At 58.7% G+C, this 18,218-nt stretch carries 28 protein-coding genes; 1 reads left to right on the top strand and 27 read right to left on the bottom strand.

From position 1 onward, the window contains the following. Nucleotides 1–2: 2 nt before the first annotated feature. The 14 genes from K0F75_RS06770 to K0F75_RS26185 form a co-directional block, all read right to left on the bottom strand. Nucleotides 3–587: a hypothetical protein gene (locus K0F75_RS06770; RefSeq protein WP_219061085.1), complete on the bottom strand. Its 585-nt coding sequence runs from the start codon at nt 585–587 to the stop codon at nt 3–5. 13 nt (nt 588–600) lie between these two features. Next, nucleotides 601–2,274 carry a hypothetical protein gene (locus tag K0F75_RS06765; RefSeq protein WP_219061084.1) on the bottom strand — a complete coding sequence of 558 codons (1,674 nt, stop codon included), beginning with the start codon at nt 2,272–2,274 and terminating at the stop codon, nt 601–603. 169 nt (nt 2,275–2,443) lie between these two features. Then, entirely contained in the window at nt 2,444–2,674 is a 231-nt protein-coding gene (locus K0F75_RS06760; RefSeq protein ID WP_219061083.1) for a DUF2829 domain-containing protein, read from the bottom strand. Beyond that, nucleotides 2,671–2,796 (bottom strand): hypothetical protein, encoded by a 126-nt coding sequence (locus tag K0F75_RS25620; RefSeq protein WP_257604275.1) that lies wholly within the window; start codon nt 2,794–2,796, stop codon nt 2,671–2,673. Before K0F75_RS25620 ends, K0F75_RS06760 begins: the two co-directional genes overlap by 4 nt. A 61-nt stretch (nt 2,797–2,857) precedes the next feature. After that, nucleotides 2,858–3,124, bottom strand: coding sequence for a Gp49 family protein (locus tag K0F75_RS06755; RefSeq protein ID WP_219061082.1), 267 nt, complete (start codon nt 3,122–3,124; stop codon nt 2,858–2,860). A 69-nt stretch (nt 3,125–3,193) separates the two neighbouring features. After that, complete coding sequence (locus K0F75_RS06750; RefSeq protein WP_219061081.1) at nt 3,194–3,358, bottom strand: hypothetical protein; 165 nt, start codon at nt 3,356–3,358, stop codon at nt 3,194–3,196. A 465-nt stretch (nt 3,359–3,823) separates the two neighbouring features. Then, on the bottom strand, nt 3,824–4,342 hold the full coding sequence (locus K0F75_RS06745; protein WP_219061080.1) for a hypothetical protein: 519 nt from the start codon (nt 4,340–4,342) through the stop codon (nt 3,824–3,826). Then, nucleotides 4,332–5,387, bottom strand: coding sequence for a hypothetical protein (locus K0F75_RS06740; protein WP_219061079.1), 1,056 nt, complete (start codon nt 5,385–5,387; stop codon nt 4,332–4,334). The genes K0F75_RS06745 and K0F75_RS06740 overlap by 11 nt, the downstream gene beginning before the upstream one ends. Next, the gene (locus K0F75_RS06735) at nt 5,387–5,728 is read right to left on the bottom strand and encodes a hypothetical protein (RefSeq protein ID WP_219061078.1); all 342 of its coding nucleotides are present in this window, start codon (nt 5,726–5,728) and stop codon (nt 5,387–5,389) included. Before K0F75_RS06735 ends, K0F75_RS06740 begins: the two co-directional genes overlap by 1 nt. Continuing rightward, complete coding sequence (locus tag K0F75_RS06730; protein WP_219061077.1) at nt 5,725–6,210, bottom strand: hypothetical protein; 486 nt, start codon at nt 6,208–6,210, stop codon at nt 5,725–5,727. Before K0F75_RS06730 ends, K0F75_RS06735 begins: the two co-directional genes overlap by 4 nt. Next, nucleotides 6,207–6,941 carry a hypothetical protein gene (locus tag K0F75_RS06725; RefSeq protein ID WP_219061076.1) on the bottom strand — a complete coding sequence of 245 codons (735 nt, stop codon included), beginning with the start codon at nt 6,939–6,941 and terminating at the stop codon, nt 6,207–6,209. Before K0F75_RS06725 ends, K0F75_RS06730 begins: the two co-directional genes overlap by 4 nt. After that, nucleotides 6,934–7,776 (bottom strand): hypothetical protein, encoded by an 843-nt coding sequence (locus K0F75_RS06720; protein WP_219061075.1) that lies wholly within the window; start codon nt 7,774–7,776, stop codon nt 6,934–6,936. Before K0F75_RS06720 ends, K0F75_RS06725 begins: the two co-directional genes overlap by 8 nt. Nucleotides 7,777–7,920: 144 nt before the next feature. Further along, nucleotides 7,921–8,910: a BRO family protein gene (locus tag K0F75_RS06715; protein ID WP_257604274.1), complete on the bottom strand. Its 990-nt coding sequence runs from the start codon at nt 8,908–8,910 to the stop codon at nt 7,921–7,923. Further along, nucleotides 8,874–9,047 carry an Arc family DNA-binding protein gene (locus K0F75_RS26185; RefSeq protein ID WP_219061074.1) on the bottom strand — a complete coding sequence of 58 codons (174 nt, stop codon included), beginning with the start codon at nt 9,045–9,047 and terminating at the stop codon, nt 8,874–8,876. The genes K0F75_RS06715 and K0F75_RS26185 overlap by 37 nt, the downstream gene beginning before the upstream one ends. A gap of 120 nt (nt 9,048–9,167) precedes the next feature. Between K0F75_RS26185 and K0F75_RS06705 the strand changes: the two genes are divergently transcribed. Beyond that, the gene (locus tag K0F75_RS06705) at nt 9,168–9,467 is read left to right on the top strand and encodes an Arc family DNA-binding protein (RefSeq protein ID WP_219061073.1); all 300 of its coding nucleotides are present in this window, start codon (nt 9,168–9,170) and stop codon (nt 9,465–9,467) included. A gap of 67 nt (nt 9,468–9,534) precedes the next feature. On the opposite strand, the gene K0F75_RS06700 is transcribed toward K0F75_RS06705, so the two are convergent. From K0F75_RS06700 to K0F75_RS06640, 13 genes are all read right to left on the bottom strand, one after another. Further along, a complete protein-coding gene (locus K0F75_RS06700) occupies nt 9,535–9,939 on the bottom strand; it encodes a hypothetical protein (RefSeq protein ID WP_219061072.1) in 405 nt (134 codons plus the stop codon). Nucleotides 9,940–10,000: 61 nt separating this feature from the next. After that, the gene (locus K0F75_RS06695; protein WP_219061071.1) at nt 10,001–10,651 is read right to left on the bottom strand and encodes an AsnC family protein; all 651 of its coding nucleotides are present in this window, start codon (nt 10,649–10,651) and stop codon (nt 10,001–10,003) included. A 125-nt stretch (nt 10,652–10,776) separates the two neighbouring features. Next, nucleotides 10,777–11,145, bottom strand: a complete 369-nt coding sequence (locus K0F75_RS06690; RefSeq protein WP_219061070.1) for a hypothetical protein — start codon at nt 11,143–11,145, stop codon at nt 10,777–10,779. Further along, the gene (locus K0F75_RS06685; protein ID WP_219061069.1) at nt 11,142–11,348 is read right to left on the bottom strand and encodes a hypothetical protein; all 207 of its coding nucleotides are present in this window, start codon (nt 11,346–11,348) and stop codon (nt 11,142–11,144) included. Before K0F75_RS06685 ends, K0F75_RS06690 begins: the two co-directional genes overlap by 4 nt. After that, on the bottom strand, nt 11,345–11,785 hold the full coding sequence (locus K0F75_RS06680; protein ID WP_219061068.1) for a hypothetical protein: 441 nt from the start codon (nt 11,783–11,785) through the stop codon (nt 11,345–11,347). The genes K0F75_RS06685 and K0F75_RS06680 overlap by 4 nt, the downstream gene beginning before the upstream one ends. After that, nucleotides 11,782–12,009, bottom strand: a complete 228-nt coding sequence (locus tag K0F75_RS06675) for a hypothetical protein (RefSeq protein ID WP_219061067.1) — start codon at nt 12,007–12,009, stop codon at nt 11,782–11,784. Before K0F75_RS06675 ends, K0F75_RS06680 begins: the two co-directional genes overlap by 4 nt. After that, the gene (locus K0F75_RS06670) at nt 12,006–12,830 is read right to left on the bottom strand and encodes a hypothetical protein (protein WP_219061066.1); all 825 of its coding nucleotides are present in this window, start codon (nt 12,828–12,830) and stop codon (nt 12,006–12,008) included. Before K0F75_RS06670 ends, K0F75_RS06675 begins: the two co-directional genes overlap by 4 nt. Before the next feature lie 163 nt (nt 12,831–12,993). Further along, entirely contained in the window at nt 12,994–13,203 is a 210-nt protein-coding gene (locus tag K0F75_RS06665) for a hypothetical protein (protein WP_219061065.1), read from the bottom strand. A 142-nt stretch (nt 13,204–13,345) separates the two neighbouring features. Continuing rightward, complete coding sequence (locus K0F75_RS06660; RefSeq protein WP_219061064.1) at nt 13,346–13,783, bottom strand: hypothetical protein; 438 nt, start codon at nt 13,781–13,783, stop codon at nt 13,346–13,348. Nucleotides 13,784–13,830: 47 nt separating this feature from the next. Continuing rightward, nucleotides 13,831–14,466, bottom strand: coding sequence for a glycosyltransferase family 4 protein (locus tag K0F75_RS06655; RefSeq protein ID WP_219061063.1), 636 nt, complete (start codon nt 14,464–14,466; stop codon nt 13,831–13,833). A 95-nt stretch (nt 14,467–14,561) separates the two neighbouring features. Then, nucleotides 14,562–16,496, bottom strand: a complete 1,935-nt coding sequence (locus K0F75_RS06650; RefSeq protein ID WP_219061062.1) for a terminase — start codon at nt 16,494–16,496, stop codon at nt 14,562–14,564. After that, nucleotides 16,496–17,521 (bottom strand): hypothetical protein, encoded by a 1,026-nt coding sequence (locus K0F75_RS06645; protein WP_219061061.1) that lies wholly within the window; start codon nt 17,519–17,521, stop codon nt 16,496–16,498. The genes K0F75_RS06650 and K0F75_RS06645 overlap by 1 nt, the downstream gene beginning before the upstream one ends. Beyond that, nucleotides 17,521–18,054 carry a hypothetical protein gene (locus K0F75_RS06640; protein WP_219061060.1) on the bottom strand — a complete coding sequence of 178 codons (534 nt, stop codon included), beginning with the start codon at nt 18,052–18,054 and terminating at the stop codon, nt 17,521–17,523. The genes K0F75_RS06645 and K0F75_RS06640 overlap by 1 nt, the downstream gene beginning before the upstream one ends. Nucleotides 18,055–18,218 lie beyond the last annotated feature (164 nt).

Raw genomic sequence — 18,218 nt, 5'->3', positions numbered from 1 at the left:
CCTTATTCAGCGGCTTTGGCGGCGGGTTCGCTGCCTTCTGCCTTGTTGTCGCCAGTCTCGGCAGCGGCCTTGGCCTTAGCGGCGGCCTTGGCATCGGCGTCAGCTTTGGCTTTGTCGGCCTTGGCTTTCTCCGCCTTTTCCTTCTCGGCCTTGTCAGCGGCGGCTTTCTCAGCGGCAGCGCGAGTTTCCTCGGCGGCTTTGTCAGCTTTGGCCTGCTCTTCCTTTCGGGCCTCCTCATCAGCCAAGGCCTGCTGAGTCGCGAGCGCTTCCTCGGCCGCTTTTTCAGCCGCCTCCTCGTCGCTTTCCGCCGCTTCGATGTGCACCTTTGCCAGGCCGTCATTGCGGTTCATGTAGGCAATCGCCGACAGGCTGCTCAAGGAGCGGCTGAGCACGGCGAATGACTTGAATTCGACAGGGCTAGTGCTGCCTGGCTTGAGCGTGAAGCCAGCCTCTGGAAGCGAAAGGTGGGCATAGGAGAGGTTTTCAACCTCTGTTTTGAGCGGGTAGTCGAGCTTATCCAGCCCTTCCAGCAGCCGCTTGATGGCGCCCTTCCCGTGGGAAGCGGCGCCGATGATGATGATTTTCATCGGCGCATATTCCTTACAGGTTGGTGATATTCAGCAGGGCCCAGCCATCAGCCGACGGCTCATGCGGGTTGATCGCAGTGAAGCCGCGAGCGTAGAAAGCAGCGCCGGAGTTGAATGCCAGTTCAGGCGACAGGCCCGGGTTCAGCGGCATGACGATCGGCGCAACCGCGTCACCCAGGATTACCGGGTTGCGGGTCACGTCGGTGGCGCGGCCTACGCACAGGATCTGAGCGGTGGTCTCGGTTTCTTCCACAACTTTCGGGCTGTAGTAGAAGTTGTAGCGACCATGCAAGCGACCGAGACGGTAGAGGCCTGGACGCTCGAACACGCCGGACGGCTCCCACATATCGTTTGGCAGGGCTACCAGGTAGGAAGCCAACAGCGCGCCAACGTAGCAGTCGCTGATACCGTGGTTAACGGTGCGCAAAGCCATACGCTGGCTGAGCAGGTTCAGCGGGCCGCCCATGTCGCGGAAGATGTCTGCGCGAACCTTGAAGTCGCCGGCGGTTTCCCACTTGAAGTCGAAGGTTTCTTGGTTGCGTTGAGCAATACGCTTGCCCTTGCGCAGCAATTCGTACTGGCGCTCGTTGGCGAACTGAGCCTGCACAGCGATGATTGCTTCGCTGTGAGGGTCCAGGCCAAGTTCGTTGCTCATCTGAGTGCGAGCATCGATGGTCTGACTGGTGATTGCGCGCCATGGCTTGGCATGCAGGGTGTAGGTTTCGACGCCGGTATCGATCGATGGAACGAGCTTAGGCGAGCGCTCGTAGTCGAGGAAGCCTTCTACAATCACTGCGTTGCTGACGGGCAGCGGAGGCGTGGAAAGCAGGTTGATATCGCCGGTATCCGGGTTAACGGTACCGCTGATTTGGTAGTCGATCTTCGTGCCGTCAACAGTGATGGTCGCGCGACCGCTCACGGTAGATGGCCCAGTACCGCTCGAGGAAACTTCACGAGCACAGATAATGCCGTTGACATAGACCAGAGCGCGGCCGCGCAGGGTCTTGATAGGCGCGCCATCGGGGTCGCAGGTGTCGTCCGTCTTCTGGATAGCGGTCAGCTTGCCAGTGAGCGCGCCGGTGGCGAAGGTGTTGGTGCACTTGTGCTCGCGCGAGGCGGACAAGTAGGTATCGCCGGACGATGCGCCGTCCATGGTCTGGCCGACGGTGTAGCGGCCGTTATCGTTACCTGCTTGGTGAGTCAGGATCGCCAGTGTCGCTTCGTTGGAGCCCAGATCGACCGGCAGGTAGTGAGCGTAAGCCACGGGCTCAGAGGTCACGGCCATGATGGCTACAATCGTGCGGTTAGCCTGCAGACTGGTCGGCTCCGAGTGGGAACTGGATGCCGAGTCGAGCGAGCGGCCCTCTTCGGTGGCGCTGTAGGCCGAGTGAATAGCCTGCTCCAGCAAGTCGGCAGGCGCCGGGCGGCCGTGCGCGTACTCGTACTGCTTGCAGCTGTCCAGGATTGCTGCAATGACGCGCTTTTGGCCCTTGTCGTCATGCTCATCGAGCACCTTGAGCAGCTTCTCGGGAATTTCAGCCGCGTTCTGGTTCTTGGCGCCAGACACAAACTCGCCAGCGGCAGCGCTGTCGAAGGTCTTGCCGTTACCGCTCAGCGCAGCCTCTTTGAGGCCCTGAACGAACTTCCCCACCACTGCGGTGGAGGATTTGTTTTGGGTTGCCGACATAACAGTCTCCAGATAAGTCGTCGCTAATCCCGGCGCATGCCGGAGTGATGACCAGTCTGTTTCGGTGGAGAGCTGCCTTCGGGTCTGTTTTTCCGGGTTTGGCCAATAAGCGCAGGCGTAAAAAAGCCCCGTCATTGACGAGGCTGGCGGATAGGTCAGATCGGACGCCTTAGTCGAACACTTGCCAGTCATCGGCGAGCATGTCGGTCTGGCTCGGAGCCCAAGAAACGCGAGCTCCGTTCGGGTATGCCTTGCTGTGCACTGGATAGCTCAACCGGATGAATGCCAAATCGACGCCGCTTGCGGGTCGGTATTCAAGCCACATGCCGGCGCCATTCCACCCTGACCGGGTAACGCGCTTACCCAGCTTCAGCGCCTCGATGGCCTGGCCGAAGTTCATGCTCGCGACTGGATGATCTTGGTCTGGTCGAGGCCGGCCGGAAGTTTCTCCAGCGCCTGGCACAGGTCGCGGGCTTGTTGCAGCAGCTCAGGGCCGCCGAATGGCAATGCCTTGTCGTTCATGCCTATCTCCAATTGAATTAACCCGCGCTACGTCTTGCAAATCGTCGTTTCGTGTCTCGCGTTACGCGCCGTTGCTGAGATCTGTCAGGATGGTCCGGTACTCGCTGACAGCCAGCGGCCAGATCTCATTAATGGCGTTACGACGGGCTTCGACTTTCCCGCGCAACTCGTCGAACTCAGCAGTATCCATCGGGCAGCTTTCGCCGGTGACGACGTGGCCGTTCTTGAGGATCAGCGCGCAACTGATCATGTCGGTGCCTGGCCAGCGGTGATAATCCTCACGGGCGATCATGGCCGTGACGCTCGCCTGGGTTGGTTTCTGTGTCATATCAAGTCCGTTGTTTGCAGTGAGAAAAAGAAAGGCCGGACAGTGCCGGCCTCGCCGCTTCGACAAGGCTTAGCCCTGCGCTTCCAGCACCAGGATCGCTTCGCGGTAGGCGGTGGCGTTTTCGCGCTCCAATGCCGCCTGCTCGAGACTGCCCTCTGCCTCATTGATCGGAGCGTTGTTTTCACAGATCTCTGCGCTGATCTTGAGTTGTTCGATTGCGGTCAGGTGCTTCATGACGGTTCTCCATTGCTGGTTGCTGTTACGAAAAAAGCATTGGTGGACTGCCTGGCTGTACCGTCTGCCAAATAGCCCAACAATGCCCTTTTGGATTGCGCAGCTCTTTTAGCCGTGTCGGCTGCGCACCATCTACCGATCTTGTACCGCGCTGCCCAATCGGTACGGCTATGAAGTTTTTTTAAGCTGCTCCAGTGGTCTTTGCCATTACACGGCCGGTGAGTAGTCCGGCACCACCTGGTACAGCTGCCCGAACCAACATAACGGGGCAAAACATCGCGTCTTGATGAATGACCGCGACGGCCATCCCTTCACTTACTCCATCAAGAGAGCTTTTCCACTCCACTTAGAAGCACAAGCAACCACTGACGGGTCAGTCCATGGACGCTCTCGAATCAACCTAGCAATAATTAGGTGCGCCACGCTACAGGCTCAGGATGAAAGGTAGTACCTGTTTTTTGTACGCTACTCGCCGGACTCTTCACTGGTGATACCTAAGTCCAGGTCGTCGCGGCGGGTAACTATGTAGATCGGGACATAGGGGGGCATGTTGACGGCGGCGTTAACGTCGATCACTTCATAGGCAATGCTTGGCGCGTCGTCGCCATCCCCCAGCACGAGATAGAACACGTCATCCTTCTTGATATCGAAACGCCCCTCCTCTGCGAACTGAGGCTCAGGCTCCATCAGAAAGCGCAGCTCCATGGCGCCGTCGCCGTTTGCCGCGTCTCGCCGGTCCATCATTGAGCCGCCAGAAAAAGCCTCAGCAGGCAGCGCAAATGCCCAGCCTTGCAGTTCCCACGAGATCTCGGATTCATCGTTCGAGCTCAAAACCATCATGCCGCCCATGGTTGGAGCGCCGCCGGCGGCCGGATCACTTCGCAAAAGCCGCCGGCGGTACACCCGGGCGTTGAACGAGTTGGGGTGGCGCATAATTACCGATCGCGCCATCGCGTTGATGCCCGTGGGCACGTTATTTAGCATTGCTTGCCCCTTTCAAAATGGCGATTGCTTGCTCCCGGCTGATTCCGAGCTGCTTGATGATCCCCAGGAGTGTTTCCTGCGCCGAAGGTTCTCCGACCAATACCGCTACTCGCTTGCTGCCACCCGCGACAGTTTTTGGTCTGGTGGTGGTGGCGCGACTCGCCTTACGCAATGCAGCCCTCGAGCGGTCGTAGTCCCGATCACCGGAGCGCGCGCCTCTGGCTGTTGGCCTGGCCGATTGTTTCGCCGCCTGGGCATCAGCCTCTTTCTGGTTCGCCCGAATGCTGCCCGCCCCGGTTTCGGACGAGCGCCCTTTCTCGATTGCGCGCTGCAGGAACGACAGCACCAGACCGGCGCCCTCAATTTCAGCCATAACACGCAGGACGTGCTTGCAGGCCACGCCGACCAAGTTCGGGTTGCGGATCTTCGGATAGCCATTCTCGGGCCGTCCGGCATGGTAGTTGCCGACCGTGGCCACATAGCGATACCAGTAGGTGTGCCGACCGCAGTCACAGTCGAAGCGCAGCTGCTGCTTGCGCATGAGCGCGGCCGCCTTCACGGCTGTCATTGCCCCGGAAGCGACGGCAGTCGAGTAGCCCATGAATTCAACCAGCACATGGTGGCGACTGGCACCGTACTTCTTCGATGCGTTGGTAATGAAGCGCACCTCAAGGCGATCCACCTTGCCACCGGCCTTAACGCCGCGCGCGGAGGCTGGCACCGCAACGGTGATCTCCTCCCTCGCCCGCTTGCGATCGATCATGTGGGACATATCGACCACTTGGCGCGCGGTTATCCCACCCTTGAATCGCTTGCCAAGCACTCGGACGTTCTGCCTGAAAGCCGCCAGATCGTCGGCAGTAAGCGGGCGTTTTGCGCCATCCGTACCCAGGGTCGTTGTAAGCACCGTGGTGGCGTCGATATTGTCCCCGCGCAAGCTGGACGGACTGAGTATTCGCGGCGCGCCATTGCGGCGGGTGGCGTCGTCCTGGGCGAGCTGTTTCGCCTCGGCTGCCGCTCCAGCCAATTTACCAATATCAGCCATCAGTCAGTGCTCCAGGTCGGCTTTCCGCTCTCGCGATAGTCGGTGCGCGACTCGAACCCTGCCGCCTGCTTTAGGGACCGTAGTTGCGCCTCAGTTGGAAGCGCAATGCGGCGCTGACCTAGCGGCTCGTCTACCGTATCCATCCCAGCGGCAGCCATGACGCACAGATGCTCATCCGGGCGGCCGTAGACGCGCAGCGAGACCTTAATCAGATCGAGCACCTCATCCGGGCCAGTGTCGTAGTAGGTCACCACGTCCCACGGCTTGATGGAATTAACGAAGTCGCGCACGAGCCGGTAAAACACGCGAGCCGCCTGGGTGTTCTGGTCGATATCGCTCATATGGTCATCGCTCTGCCGGACAGGATGCCGGCCAGCGCGTCAGTCATATCGACAAGATCCCCGCTCACCCCCTCAAGCAGCACGAACCGACAGATAGCCAGCGCGGCGACGTTCGCATTCGTGGCGCCTGCGTTGATTCGATAGATCGGGCCGTTCATGTCTACGCCGTCGCGCTCAATGGCAATGGCCGGGTCCGCACGGCTACCGCTGTCACTAAAACGCAGCAATGCGCTACGCCCATCCTCGGCCATGCCGGTTTTGAGCCGGAAATAGGCGTCGATGCCTCCGCGCAGCTGCTCGAAGCCGAAGACGCCGTCGTTGTCTGCGCGAGTGTCGGAGCAGAGAAGCACACTGTCCTCGTGGCGCGGCATCAGATCTAAGGTCCGAGCGATCACAAGAATGCCGGTCTCCTCGTCATAGGCCCCCATCACGGAGCATGGCTTTCCGTGATAGCCGCTGATATTAGCCTGGATCTTAATCATGGACCCACCTTCGCCAGGCCAACGGTATTGGTCGAGAATTCGCGGACCAGTTGGAACCCGGCGGGATCATCGGTACCCGGAACGCCCTTGCCGTCATTTGGCTCGCCTGCCTTCGGGGCAATGAACATGGGCACGGTCGCCTTCAAGGTCATATCGACGGCCAGGCAAGTCATGTTCTTCGAGCCGATATCGATGCTTGAGGCCGGATTGTCTGGAGCCTCAAACTGCACCGGGTAGGCGTGCTGGAGCCCGGCAAACGGATACAGGCCATAGAATGACCGACGGCTTGGCGAGTCCATGTAGAGCGAGAATTGCGCCGCGATACTCTTGGCTGTCGGCTCGTCACTGGCAATTATCACTAGCTGCGCTCGGATATCACCGGCAATCATCTTCATCTGAAAGCAGCGGCCCTTGGGATCCTCGGGGAACTGGACCTCTATCGGGTCAGATATCTGAACGCCGAAGTCGTGCATTACCGGGGTGTAGTCCTTCGAGGTCGCCACGATGATGACGGGCAGTTTGTGAGGCTTGGTTGCAGCCTGATCGGTATCGTTCTTCTGCCATGCTTCAAGCATCTCGCTTACCTGGTCAATCATGCGCGACGGCGCCCAGGCAAAGCAGTACGGAAAGCCGCGATCAACGAACTCGTGCATGTCCTTTGTGGTGGGGACCAGTTCGGCATAGAAGCCTTGCAGGAACTCACCGAGGCCGACTTTCACTGGCTCAAACATGATTGAAGAACCGCCCTGCCAGTTGTTGATAGTCGCGATCCACGGGCTCGGCCTTTTCTTTCGGTCTGTCGATCAAGCCCTCCAAGCTGCGCGCATGGGTGGAATCGAGGAATTGCTGACTGTCAGCGAGCAGCTGGGCCGCCAGGTCTTTACTGCCACCCGGGACGTACAGGTCATGACCAGCCTTGTGGCCGCTGGCGATCATGCCTAGTAAGTCTTCGTTCTCCGCAAATAGGCGATTGGCGGTGTCCAAGGCGAACCCTGCGTTGCCTTCCGCGACGTCGAGCAGGCGCTGCATGATCTGCATCCGCTCGGCATAGCTGGCCGCCACGATATCGCTCAGCGTCATACCGCTGGCCGCGCTATCCATGGTCAGCTCATAGCCGCGGTTGGTGGAGAAGTTCGGGTCGTTCACCCAGTCGAAGCCGTAAAACTCAGGCACGCTGTGATCGATCACGCTGGAGAAGCCGCCGATCTTGCCTGCGAAGGCCCGCGCGGCGATCTTGCCGGTATCGCTCTCCAGCAGGAACTCGGTTTTGTGCTCGATCGTGCCGTCGGGGTGGCCGCGCAGCAGGACCGTGACCACGGCCGGCTCAATGGATTGGGTCTTGCCCTGGGAAATACCGCCCTCGGATGGCTCCATGCCAAAGGCGATACGCGGCCAGTGGCCGAGAAAGCCCAGCATGCCCCGGTTGCGCACACGCTCCTGGCATTTGGGCGAATTGATTAGCGCTATCGTGCGCGGGATATCAAAGTTGCGCTTGATGCCGGTGTGCTCACGGCCGCGCTCCTTGAGATTGAAGGTGATAACCGGTGGCTGCTGTAGCTGCTGCATTTGGATGCCCTGTAAGTGCTTGCTTAGTGGGTCATCGTCGCTTGACAGCAAGGGCCGTGGCCGGGCCTTTTTCCTGCCGTGACCTTTTCATAGGCGTAAAAAAGCCCGCGCTTGGCGGGCTCCCCTTCGTCTTTCCGGCAGCGCCTAGGCCAGTCTTTTAATCGGCGCGTCACAAACCCGACTAGCCCAGGCGGATGCCGCCTCAAGGGCAGCGCCAAGGCTATCGCGTACCTGATTGCACGACATCTGCGTCTCCAGCGTGCGGCCTGTCATACTTGACGCGATAGGCGATCCAACCTCGCGCAAGTGATCGCAAATACCGTGCTGCACTACCAGTCGGCTCAGCTCTTCGGCGTTCACAATCAGCGAATTAATCCACAGCATTTCGCCCTTGCTAACAATAGTCCCGGCGGGCGCTGTCGCACGCCCCAACCACTCCCCCTCAAGCACATATGCAGCAACGAAGTTACGTGCAGCGTCGAGCTGGGAGGCGGGAATATCAGCCGCAGAGCGAACCCCGAAGGCGGCATGGGTCTGGGACCAGATCTTGGCCGTAGCTTTCCGATGATGTGCCGGTGGAAGACTCACAACCTTGCCCTTAATCAGCGCGCCCAGCATGTTGAAACCGTTGGTTCCGATAGTTTCGCCGATCAAAGTGCCCATCTGGCCATTATCGTCCTCATAACGACCCTGCTTACGAATAGCTGGAAGCACGTCCCCTGCCAGCCACATTTGAAACGGTAGGGCCTTGGGCTTATCGGAGCGGCCAAGCACGAAGTACAGCCCTTGCTCCGAAATCATCATGATCTGCTGTGTGCCGCCAAGGGTGTGCAACCGTTGCACACCCTTCCATTGAGATGGGACGTGCGATACAGCACGAGAAGGCTTGTATGTATCGGCATACTCAAGGGCGTCGAGTACATCTTGGGCGGCGAACCATGGCTGATCATCAATCATCAGCGTGCGCACCTGCTGCCTGCCGAAGCTGAACGGGATGACATTTGAAGCTGCTGTGCTATTGTTGCTCATGACGTTTTCTTCCTGGAAGTTGATCTCGTTACCTGAAACCCTGGCCTGCAAGCCGGGGTTTCTTCGTTTTAGGATATCGCCTGCTTTCTCTGCAATTCTCGCCACTTGAAACCATCCTCAATTAACAACTCAAGCTCTGTATTAAGACTGCGCCGGTTCGCATGCGCTTCCTCTCTCGCTCTGTCCTTCAGCTTCCCAGGAATCCGCAGGCTGTATGGGGATATCTTGTGTGCATCTTTCATTTTCCGCTCCTTGCTGGGTGTGGAGTCATAGTAACTCATACACAGAATGAGTCAAGTTAACTCATTGAGTCCTTTTGATTCATTTAGCATACTGGACACAATACAAAGCACGAGCCTGCCATGAACGATCGACACGCCATTTCCCCGTACCCAATTCGAATGCCTGTCGAGCTAAGGCGCCGCCTCGAAGAAGGCGCCAAGGCGGGTTCGAGGTCGCTGCATGCAGAAATAATCTCTCGCCTAGAAGAAAGCTTTAGGCCGCAAGGGCCGGAGGTCGAGCTCCTACAGCGCGTCGGAAGCCCAAAGGTAAAGGTTGGCCCGCAGATGGAGATGCTTCTGTCGAGCTTTGCCTCCCAAATTGAGCTGGAGATTCAGCGCCAGGCTCAGGAGCTGGCTGAGGACAGGGCTAAGAAGGAATAGCCCTCACCATAAAATGCAAAAAGCCCGCGCGCGGCGGGCCTTAAGTGGGTGCTGGGGCTTGGCCGGACTAGCTGCCGGCGCGAATCCGCTTCACCTCATCAATATCAATGTCGGTCAGGGGGCGGACATAGCTCATGCGAAACACCGACCCGTCGCCCATGGTCATAACTGCCAGGCTGCGAATGCGCTTAAACGTAACAAGCTCTGGCCTGTCTTCACGGGTGATTCTGAAAGTAATCGAGTTGCTCGGGGTGTCGATCCCGGTCGTTTTTGTATCAATTTCCCTCCCTCCGATGATTAGGACCATATCGGAGTCGTAATCAACGTATATCAGGCTGTCACCACTCGTATAAACACCGCCAAAGTGCTGAGTTATATAGGCGCGAAGGTAGGCGGCGTTGCCGGGATTCTCCTCAGCCACAACCGACGCGGCGAGCATGGTGAACAGCAGTGCAATTATGGCTCTTGTCATACCGAAACTTCCTTGAGTTGATCTGCTCCCAAGCCGGGAGCCTTTGAAAAATAGTCAGCTATTATTCTTGCTCATTGCGAGCTTCTTCTGCCCCTGATTCGGCATCGCTCGTCTCTTCCGCAGGCTTGGCGCTCACATAAGTTCCGCTAACGGAAGCCCCTAGCGGGCCGAGCCAGAGAGCTATGTCCTTTGGCAGGTATTCTGCCTGGGCTATGTTCTCTTTTGCCCACTCCCGGACCTTGTTCATAAATTCTTTATCAGTCGGATCTGGCGCCTTTAGTGCGCCTGTTGGTCTTAGCTTGTCTTCCATGGCATTTATGAGAGCTATGCACCTTCTATTCTCGGCCTCTGCCCGCTCTAGGAAGTAATCTCTTGCCTCATTACGCCTAGCGAGCCCCTCAACAATTTCCGCCCCTGTAAATTTCTTGCTCAGCTTTTCAAAGAGATCTCTAAAAAAAATGGAGTTGGTGAGCTGCTCATGATCCTCGCAATAAATGCTTTCCCCGGCAAGGAGAGCGCCTTTTATCCTCTTTAGCCGCCGCGAAACAGTGCTCTTAGACACCCCTAGAAGCTGTGCAATGGCTTCCTGGCTTGGCGCCTCAGGATGATTGACCAGGCGCAGTATCCCGCCGTCTAGCGTAGCGCCACGCTCAACCATGCCATCATCCAGCGCCGATTTAATCATTTCCATTCTTCTTTGATGCTCAGCCATTACAAGCTGCTCCAGAGTGCGGCGCGTTCTTTATCGCTCATCGTGTGATTCCTTATGCCCGTCTTTACACCAGGTGGTAAGACGGGCTTTCGATTATGACGTTAAGGCGCTTTAACTCAATAACGCTATGACTCCTTCGCGCCACCATAGCCATCAGTGAGCGCCATCTGGAGCCGTGCAATCAGTCCCTCTACGTCGTCACGCTCCCACACAGCGAAAAGCTGATCAGCATCAGACATGCCGTCGGGGTACGACGTGTTGAAGTGCAGGGAGAAAGCGGCGCCCTCATCCTCGGCGGCGGCCAGGATGTCGTTGCACTCAGACGGTCCACTGCAATCGACCGTATCCGTCAGGCGCATGTAACGGAGGTCCACCAGCTCGCCAGGTATTGAATCGCTCTTAACCATCAGCTCCCGCATGATGCACGAGTCGTACTTGGCGAACACCGTGCCCTCTGGCATGTCCAGGAACGTCTGGCGATTAACGATTCTCATGACTCACCCCCATTCAGCATTCTCTGTGTCTCCTGGAGCGCATAGACATTCAGGATTGAAGACAGCAGCCCTTGCGGCAGGCCTTCGTCCTTGGCTTTCCCTATCGCGGCCTTGATACCCGCCTCAAGAGCTGCCAGTGACTCAGCAATCTCCTGACTCACTGGCAGCGCGTGGCGAATACGGGTTACTGACGCTTTAGTCATCGGTCATACCCTCTGTGGGCATCTATCTCATCCCGGTTAATTACGCGCTCATTTATGACGCGGCGAACTGGCGGCGGGACTGGCGAAACCGTTTCCGACGCTTGCCGGCGAGCCTCGTCGGAGATACCGGCCCTGATTGCCCCGTCGAACCCGCAAGCCCAGCGAGAAACATCACAGCCAGTCGCGTCCTTAATGGCTTTTTGCAGGTCGGCAACACGGGCCTCAAACTTCTCCGCGCGGCGCCGTTCGCGCACCGTAGCGCGCTCCGATTCCGCCAACTTCTGTTGCAGATCGAGCACCAGCGGGCCAGCGTCACCATAAGCGGCCTCGCTTTCCCGGCGCTCAGCCTGGCTGGCTGCGTCCAACTCGATACGGCGCTGCTCGGCTGTTGGTGCACGCATTGCCGACTCACGCATTTGCCTGGCAGTCACGGTCATTTGGAAGCTCCTTGCGTCAGATAGGGAAGGTCTTGCTCGCACTCGAAGCGCACCGTCTTGAGGTTCGCAGCCGTCAGCTGCTCAGTGAGGGACTGGCGATTGCCCTCGCATTGCGCGAACTGGTCAGCACCCTCCCAGCTGCTTTGGGCGTAGACCTGGCAGTCGCTCCGGTCCCCGGCTACGCAGATGTAGACCATCAGGTATGTCGCTGCTGCTGTGATCATGATTTGACACTCCGGTCACGCATATCACGCATATATTGGAAGCCCTGGCGGATCTCGCTCGGACGAACCTCGCCAACCAAATCGACGTTGCGCAGAGCAACGCCGAGGAAGTCGAGGACTTGCCGGTCGGTCCAGTCGCAGGGGCTGACTGGCTCGGCCTGAAGCTCAACTTGCGATTTTGCGCAGGTTGCCGATTCGTCATCCTGCTCGACCAGGGCCGCCAGTCGCATACTGTCCAGCGCTTTCAGGAAGACAATGATCTGCACCCGCATGTGGTCGCGGCGGTCTTGGGTATGCTCAACCACGTCACCGGCCGAATTGAGCGATGCATGGGATAGCGCGTCCTCGGCCAGATTCAGCAGCTCAATGGCTTGCCGCTGCTGCTTATCAGTGAGGCTGGCAGCCTGGATCTGGTCGAGAGCCTCAAAGGCCCAGGCCTGCAATGCTTCTACTTCCTGTTGCCCATAGTTGCTGAAATTGATTTCAGGGAATCGGGCAAGCAGGTCGCCATGAGGCTGGGCGCCTGGCGCTGCATGCACAGGGCACGGCCAATGTGGGTTGTCCTTGCCATAGCGCTTGCACCTGCATTCCACTGGCGCATCCAGCAGGGCGCGCAGCTCTGTGATAGCCGCCTCATTCCCGCAATGGTCACAACTACTGCACTGGCAGGTTTTAGCGCAGTCAGTGCCGGTACATTCGTCAGGCATCTTCCCGCATTGCTGGCACTCTTCGCACTCGCAGCTTTGGAATGCCTGGTCTTGGCATAGCTCAAGGCGCTCGATGGCCCACTCGATCGCCTGCTTCTGTTGTTCGCTGTTCATGGATTCACCTGCATGAGACGTTCGCCAAGTATCTGCAATGTGCGAATACGGCCTTTGTGGACGCCAACTAGCTCGGCGGTATGTTTAACGCTGATTCCGTCAGCGCGAAGCCGATAAACACGCGTCGCTAGCGCCTGGCAGCGCTTCTCTGATCCTGAGCCGCTCATGACGTCGCCTCATCTGTCGATGGTGCGGTTTCAGCCGGATGAAAGCGCGAAGGGCTCCAGTCGCAAGACTCATCAGCCGGGATATGGCCGAACATCATCGTGCAGCGCCGGGCGTGCACGCAGTCGCCGCAGGTCTTGCCTTCTGGCAGGTTCATCCGGTCGGCATCTACTGCCGATCTGGCGTAGGGTTTTCGTTGCTCGCTCATGGCTTGGCTCCAATAGATGCGGCGCGCGCCTGGCGAGCCTTGCTGCAGCTCTGGTGGTTGCCACTGCTACGGGCCTTGCCGCACTCATCACAAATGGTTTTGAAGGAAAGGTTTCCGTAGGTCTTTTTGGCTGGATTTATGCTCATGACTTGCTCTCCCTCGCTTCGATCAGCCAACCCGGAACCTTGCCCCAATCCTTATTGACGCCCCAGCCCTTGCTGGTCTCGTTGGGCTTGAAATACGCGTCCAGGACATTCATGCCGCGATCCAGGCGGCGGCGAATCTGCGAGTAGGAGACGCTGCACAGATCGCCCCAAATGTCGTACACCTCCCGGTTCGTGCCGGTGTGCTCGCCAATGGTGTATTTCTTGAACTTCTCATACCGCCCCTCCCGCGCCTTGGATGCCGCTCTGAGCAGCCCTTCGGTGGCAACGCCTCGGCGGCTCTCACGGGACAACTTGACGGCGACACTCTGGTGCGGTTGTGGCCAGCGAACGTCGGGCATCTGATCGAGCAGGACGCTGAGCTTGCGAAATGGAAGCCCCAGCGCCTCGGCCACCATCGAGCGCGACCAGTCCATACGAGCGCGAGACCGGATGAATGCCTCTGTATATATTGGCTTGACGTTCAAAATGGCAGCTCCCACATAAAGCCGCAGGTGCAGGTCAGGCAGCCGTCGAGATCCTCGGGGCCTTTGTCGTTGTGCGCGCCGCCAGCGTTCAATGAGCAGCCCTTGTGCGGATCTGGAAGGCTGTCGTCATTCCAGCACTCAGGATCGGCGCAGCGTGGCCCGCCGTGGTTGCCGTCGCACTTCGGTTTTTGCAGTGCCTCCATGCGGCGTCGCGCCTTGTTGCCGCTCCCTGGAGAAAATGCATAGGCGTCTTCTGTGAAGGCAGCATCAGAAGGTCCGCGGGCTTCACCGGAAAGCGGCTTGCCCATGGCCCAGGCTTCTAAGGCCTTCCTCAATGGATCGATGCCATGCAGGAACGTATCGGGATCTATCTCATTTAGCAGGCCGGTAGCGGCCTTGGCCAACTCCCCGCCTAGCGACAGCTCGAGCGGCGAACGCTGAGCCTGCAGCGCGGGTGCCGGGCGAAGAAACACGGGAGTGCAGTAGCCATTCACCTTGTTCATCTTGGGACTGACAGGAATCAGCGCGCCGCTACGCATCATGCTTAGGCGGCTTGTCGGGTCGCCCTGCAGGAAGAAGACTGGCTTGTCATCGGGGCTCGCCTTATCAGGGGCGGTAAGTGCGCGTGTCATGGGTGGCACCTCAAAACTCATGGTCGGATTAATGTCCGAGCCAATATTAGGCGATACCTTTTATAAAAACAACAGGTAACGCCTAATTAACCGAGTTACAGGCCAGCGAAAAGGTTCTCCACCGCTTCCTCTGCGCGATCGCCGAGGGTCATAACGCTACCGCTCTTGTCCTGAGCCGCCACGTAGGTCAGGTTTTCGAGGAAAGCGAAGCACACGGCGTCCCATAAGTCGGGGGATGCCATGCCTTCCCATTCAGGGCTGTGCTTGGGCGGCACTCGAATACGGCCCTTGTCGGAGAATGTCTTGGGGATGCGACTGGCCTGCGCCAGCATCGTGTTCTTGTGCTCATTGGTCAGCACCACGAGGCGGCCTTCTTTCGCGGCGCGCGCGGCCTGGTGCATGGCTTGGGCGCGGAGGTTCAGATACCGGTCTTTGTTCTTGTTCTGGAAACAGGGATTGCCCCAGTTGATGCGGTGCACCACCTTGCCAGCGTCTTCCAGATCCTGGCACACGTTCACGCCCAAGCCGCCGGAGTCCACGCCATAGGTGACGCCATCCAGCTGCTCGCCCACTTCCATGATTGGCCCATAGATCCGGTTTGACCTGATCGTGTTGGTCATCAGGGGAATCTCGACGATCTCCACCCGCCGGGCATCTAAGCCGCGATCGCCATAGCCAATCACCCGGGCGGCCAATACGGCGGACTTGTCGCGCAAGCCTTCGCCGGACGCAACGTCGCTCAGCACCACCCAGCCATAGGGCTCGTTGTCCTTGATGATCCTGTTGCGCCCGTACATCCGCATGGCGACCTTGAGGCTCATCATGTGCTTGCTGGAATCCTGAGGAAAAAGGCCCATCAGGCGGACGCGGCGCTCGTCATCGTCGTAGGCGTCCCACAGCTCTTTCAGGGCGTCATCGCTTACAAGCGGCGACTCCAGGCTGCTAAACGTAAGGTTGTTCCACTCTCCGCCGTTGTCCTTGGCCAGCTCGTGGTGGGTTCGCCAAAAGAACCCGGCGTTGCGGGTCGGCTGGCTGGTCAGGAGCATGCGGTTGTGCTGCTCGGTCAGTGCGCCGCGCAGTGTTGACAGCACCGTATCAGGCAGGGTTGAGGCTTCGTCGCCGATGATCAGCAGCCATTCACCGTGTCGGCCGGCCATCTTGTTGGCGGTTTTCTCGTTGGCCGTTTTGGATTCGACGAACCAAGTGTCTTCAAAGCCGATGATGCGCATGGTTGCGTTGGCCAGCACTTCGACGTGTTCAGCGATCCAGCCATGACGGCCGCGCCTGATCCGCTCAATAGCAATGCCGATCTCTTTCCAGAGCGTAGCCTTGAGCTGGTCCATGTCGTTCGCGGTCAGTAGCGTGATCGATTGCGGGTAGCAGAGCAGGTGCCACAGCACCACGTTGGCGATCGAGGTCGTTTTGCCCGTGTTGTGAAGAACCACGCCATCAGCGCCAAGAAAGCGCCCGTCAGGTCCGTCCAGCTCAAAGCCATAGTAGTCGCCAACCCCTAGATCAACAGATCCAACGATCTCGACCGGCTCAAATTCGCCCCCGACAAGGCGGTATGCACACCAGGTAAGCCTATCCGGCTCTGCCAGCCAGCCGCGCACAGTCTGAGTCCGGTACTCGCCATCTCGCACCAGGCAAAGCAGATGCGAGGCGTTCACGTCGTGCCCACCGCCGCCGGCATATTGAATACGGTGCATAGTCTCTCGGCCGCGAATCAGGCATTCCACTCGCCTTGAAAGCCCGTCCGGGCCTTCAAGGCATATCTCGGGCTGTACCTGCTCGACAGGCAGCGCTTCGCCACCAGCCAGCATCACCATCGTTCCGGCAGCGAAACATCCGTGACCGGACGCTACCGTGGTTCGTGATCTAGACGGCGACGTTGACCGGTATAGCTCGAACTGCTGAGGAGTTGGCTGGACGCCCTGAACCTCAATGGCGAAACGCTCAAGGCTTCCTGCATAAGCCTCACAGAAAGGCAGCCAGCGCGGATCCTCATTCAGAAACAGCCGCTTGGCCATCAGTCGTCATCCAACTCGTTGTCGATCGTCAAACCAAGACGTGCGCCGCGATCGCTCATGCTGGACTGAACCGTGGCGGCATGATCCAGGGCATTGCGGTAGATGGCCTCCATCGCATCCTTGTCCACCAGGGCAATGGATGGCTTCTCAACGATCTCCACCTTCTCTTTCCACAGCTCAGGCTGGCGGTTCTTGAGCCAGAAGATGGCCGCACCCGGGTCTGGCGCGTAATGCTTCACGGTATTGACCCTGACGATCTTGTCATCTACGACCTTGATGACCTCCTCGGCATGGCTGTAACCCATGGCGCGGGCATAGAGCCGGCTGGCCACGTTGGCGTCAGCGAAGTCACGCCCACCGCGCATGGCGGTATTGAACTCTGGATGCTTCCTCGCCCACTGGTAAATGGTGTCCTTGTTCACGCCCAGCAGGTCAGCCAGGCCTTCAACCGTGGCGCCCAACAGGAAGAACTTGTAAGCGATCCGCGCGTACTGGTGCCGGTACAGCCCAGGGGTATCAATGTCCGGCTCGAACAGGTCATCCAGCCCGCTTTGGTCGTAGGCCAGCAGCTCACCCATGATCGGGTCGCCTTCTGGAGCCTCGCCAATCTTGGTGCGTGCGCGCGTACGACGGGGATTATTTATGTGTTCGCTGGTCTCTTCCGCCGAGTCTTCTAGCTCTTCATCCCCCTCCGAGTTTCCCGGCATGGTTTCGATGGTTTCGCAGATGGTTTCGATGGTTTCGCTAACTGGCTTAGGCCCGCCCCCACGCTTTGCCTTTGCACTACCCGAGCCCTTGCTACTTGGGGCTTTAACGAATTCAACGCCGGATGGTTTCGATGGTTTCTTGCCGGATGGTTTTCGCTTTACCCACCCTTGCTTTAGCGCTGTCTTGCGAACCCCTGGAGCTGACACCGGTAGGCTCAGCTCTTTGACCAGCCAGGTGTAGCCGTCACGCGGGTCTTGCTCCCATGCATCACGGACGTCCCACCATTGCTCGAGGGATAGCTTCGGCGCCTGGGCCATTACGTGAACACCAGGTCACGCTGGGGGGTTGATGCGGCTGTGCGGGATTCGCGGCGATGGCGATTCAGGCGGTGGCGGGCGGTACGGGCGGCGGCAGCGGTGCGGGCTACGGCGTCTTCAACACGGGAACCGCCCTTGATCTCACTCCACTTGGGGTTGATCTCAATCAGGCGGGCCAGGGCCTTCTCGGCTTCGGCGGCTTCGATCTCGAACAGGGTGACAGTGTTTTCGACGGTGACGATGCGCTCAACCATGCCTTGCTGGGTAATCACGTCGCGCTCACGCATACGCTCCCAGTCCTCCCTCATGTGGGTCATCATCTCGCTCATGGTGGCGCGGCGTGCGTCCCCGACTTCCATGGTTTCGGTATTGCCGATCAGGTAGTCAACGGAGCAGTCGTACAGGCAGGCCGCTCGCTTGAGCACCCAGATGGGGATTTGGTTGGAGTCTTTGCCGCCTTCGATCTTGGCGAGCTTGCTGGAATTGGCGTAACCGAGGTGCTTTGCGGCATTGAGCTGGTTAAAACCGGCCATCTTGCGAGCCTCACAAAGACGCTCCCCTACCCGCTTTGCCAATGCCGCCTGATCTGGCCGGCTTGGCACTCCGGATTTAACTGCCTTGCGCGATTGTGTGATGCTTGCGGCCTGCATGGTTAACCAGCCCCCTGTAGTCAAAGACGTCAGGGTATATATTAACC

It is taken from the genome of Pseudomonas sp. UMAB-08, assembly GCF_900095225.1.
In the GTDB taxonomy this organism is placed as follows: Bacteria; Pseudomonadota; Gammaproteobacteria; order Pseudomonadales; family Pseudomonadaceae; genus Aquipseudomonas.
This window is presented reverse-complemented; position numbering and strand designations above follow the sequence as displayed.

Excerpts from the sequence above, each read along its gene's own strand:
- K0F75_RS06770 (WP_219061085.1), bottom strand. The coding sequence starts at position 587 with ATGAAAATCATCATCATCGGCGCCGCTTCCCACGGGAAGGGCGCCATC.
- K0F75_RS06765 (WP_219061084.1), bottom strand. The coding sequence starts at position 2,274 with ATGTCGGCAACCCAAAACAAATCCTCCACCGCAGTGGTGGGGAAGTTC.
- K0F75_RS06760 (WP_219061083.1), bottom strand. The coding sequence starts at position 2,674 with ATGAACTTCGGCCAGGCCATCGAGGCGCTGAAGCTGGGTAAGCGCGTT.
- K0F75_RS25620 (WP_257604275.1), bottom strand. The coding sequence starts at position 2,796 with ATGAACGACAAGGCATTGCCATTCGGCGGCCCTGAGCTGCTGCAACAA.
- K0F75_RS06755 (WP_219061082.1), bottom strand. The coding sequence starts at position 3,124 with ATGACACAGAAACCAACCCAGGCGAGCGTCACGGCCATGATCGCCCGT.
- K0F75_RS06750 (WP_219061081.1), bottom strand. The coding sequence starts at position 3,358 with ATGAAGCACCTGACCGCAATCGAACAACTCAAGATCAGCGCAGAGATC.
- K0F75_RS06745 (WP_219061080.1), bottom strand. The coding sequence starts at position 4,342 with ATGCTAAATAACGTGCCCACGGGCATCAACGCGATGGCGCGATCGGTA.
- K0F75_RS06740 (WP_219061079.1), bottom strand. The coding sequence starts at position 5,387 with ATGGCTGATATTGGTAAATTGGCTGGAGCGGCAGCCGAGGCGAAACAG.
- K0F75_RS06735 (WP_219061078.1), bottom strand. The coding sequence starts at position 5,728 with ATGAGCGATATCGACCAGAACACCCAGGCGGCTCGCGTGTTTTACCGG.
- K0F75_RS06730 (WP_219061077.1), bottom strand. The coding sequence starts at position 6,210 with ATGATTAAGATCCAGGCTAATATCAGCGGCTATCACGGAAAGCCATGC.
- K0F75_RS06725 (WP_219061076.1), bottom strand. The coding sequence starts at position 6,941 with ATGTTTGAGCCAGTGAAAGTCGGCCTCGGTGAGTTCCTGCAAGGCTTC.
- K0F75_RS06720 (WP_219061075.1), bottom strand. The coding sequence starts at position 7,776 with ATGCAGCAGCTACAGCAGCCACCGGTTATCACCTTCAATCTCAAGGAG.
- K0F75_RS26185 (WP_219061074.1), bottom strand. The coding sequence starts at position 9,047 with ATGAAAGATGCACACAAGATATCCCCATACAGCCTGCGGATTCCTGGG.
- K0F75_RS06705 (WP_219061073.1), top strand. The coding sequence starts at position 9,168 with ATGAACGATCGACACGCCATTTCCCCGTACCCAATTCGAATGCCTGTC.
- K0F75_RS06700 (WP_219061072.1), bottom strand. The coding sequence starts at position 9,939 with ATGACAAGAGCCATAATTGCACTGCTGTTCACCATGCTCGCCGCGTCG.
- K0F75_RS06695 (WP_219061071.1), bottom strand. The coding sequence starts at position 10,651 with ATGGCTGAGCATCAAAGAAGAATGGAAATGATTAAATCGGCGCTGGAT.
- K0F75_RS06690 (WP_219061070.1), bottom strand. The coding sequence starts at position 11,145 with ATGAGAATCGTTAATCGCCAGACGTTCCTGGACATGCCAGAGGGCACG.
- K0F75_RS06685 (WP_219061069.1), bottom strand. The coding sequence starts at position 11,348 with ATGACTAAAGCGTCAGTAACCCGTATTCGCCACGCGCTGCCAGTGAGT.
- K0F75_RS06680 (WP_219061068.1), bottom strand. The coding sequence starts at position 11,785 with ATGACCGTGACTGCCAGGCAAATGCGTGAGTCGGCAATGCGTGCACCA.
- K0F75_RS06675 (WP_219061067.1), bottom strand. The coding sequence starts at position 12,009 with ATGATCACAGCAGCAGCGACATACCTGATGGTCTACATCTGCGTAGCC.
- K0F75_RS06670 (WP_219061066.1), bottom strand. The coding sequence starts at position 12,830 with ATGAACAGCGAACAACAGAAGCAGGCGATCGAGTGGGCCATCGAGCGC.
- K0F75_RS06665 (WP_219061065.1), bottom strand. The coding sequence starts at position 13,203 with ATGAGCGAGCAACGAAAACCCTACGCCAGATCGGCAGTAGATGCCGAC.
- K0F75_RS06660 (WP_219061064.1), bottom strand. The coding sequence starts at position 13,783 with ATGGACTGGTCGCGCTCGATGGTGGCCGAGGCGCTGGGGCTTCCATTT.
- K0F75_RS06655 (WP_219061063.1), bottom strand. The coding sequence starts at position 14,466 with ATGACACGCGCACTTACCGCCCCTGATAAGGCGAGCCCCGATGACAAG.
- K0F75_RS06650 (WP_219061062.1), bottom strand. The coding sequence starts at position 16,496 with ATGGCCAAGCGGCTGTTTCTGAATGAGGATCCGCGCTGGCTGCCTTTC.
- K0F75_RS06645 (WP_219061061.1), bottom strand. The coding sequence starts at position 17,521 with ATGGCCCAGGCGCCGAAGCTATCCCTCGAGCAATGGTGGGACGTCCGT.
- K0F75_RS06640 (WP_219061060.1), bottom strand. The coding sequence starts at position 18,054 with ATGGCCGGTTTTAACCAGCTCAATGCCGCAAAGCACCTCGGTTACGCC.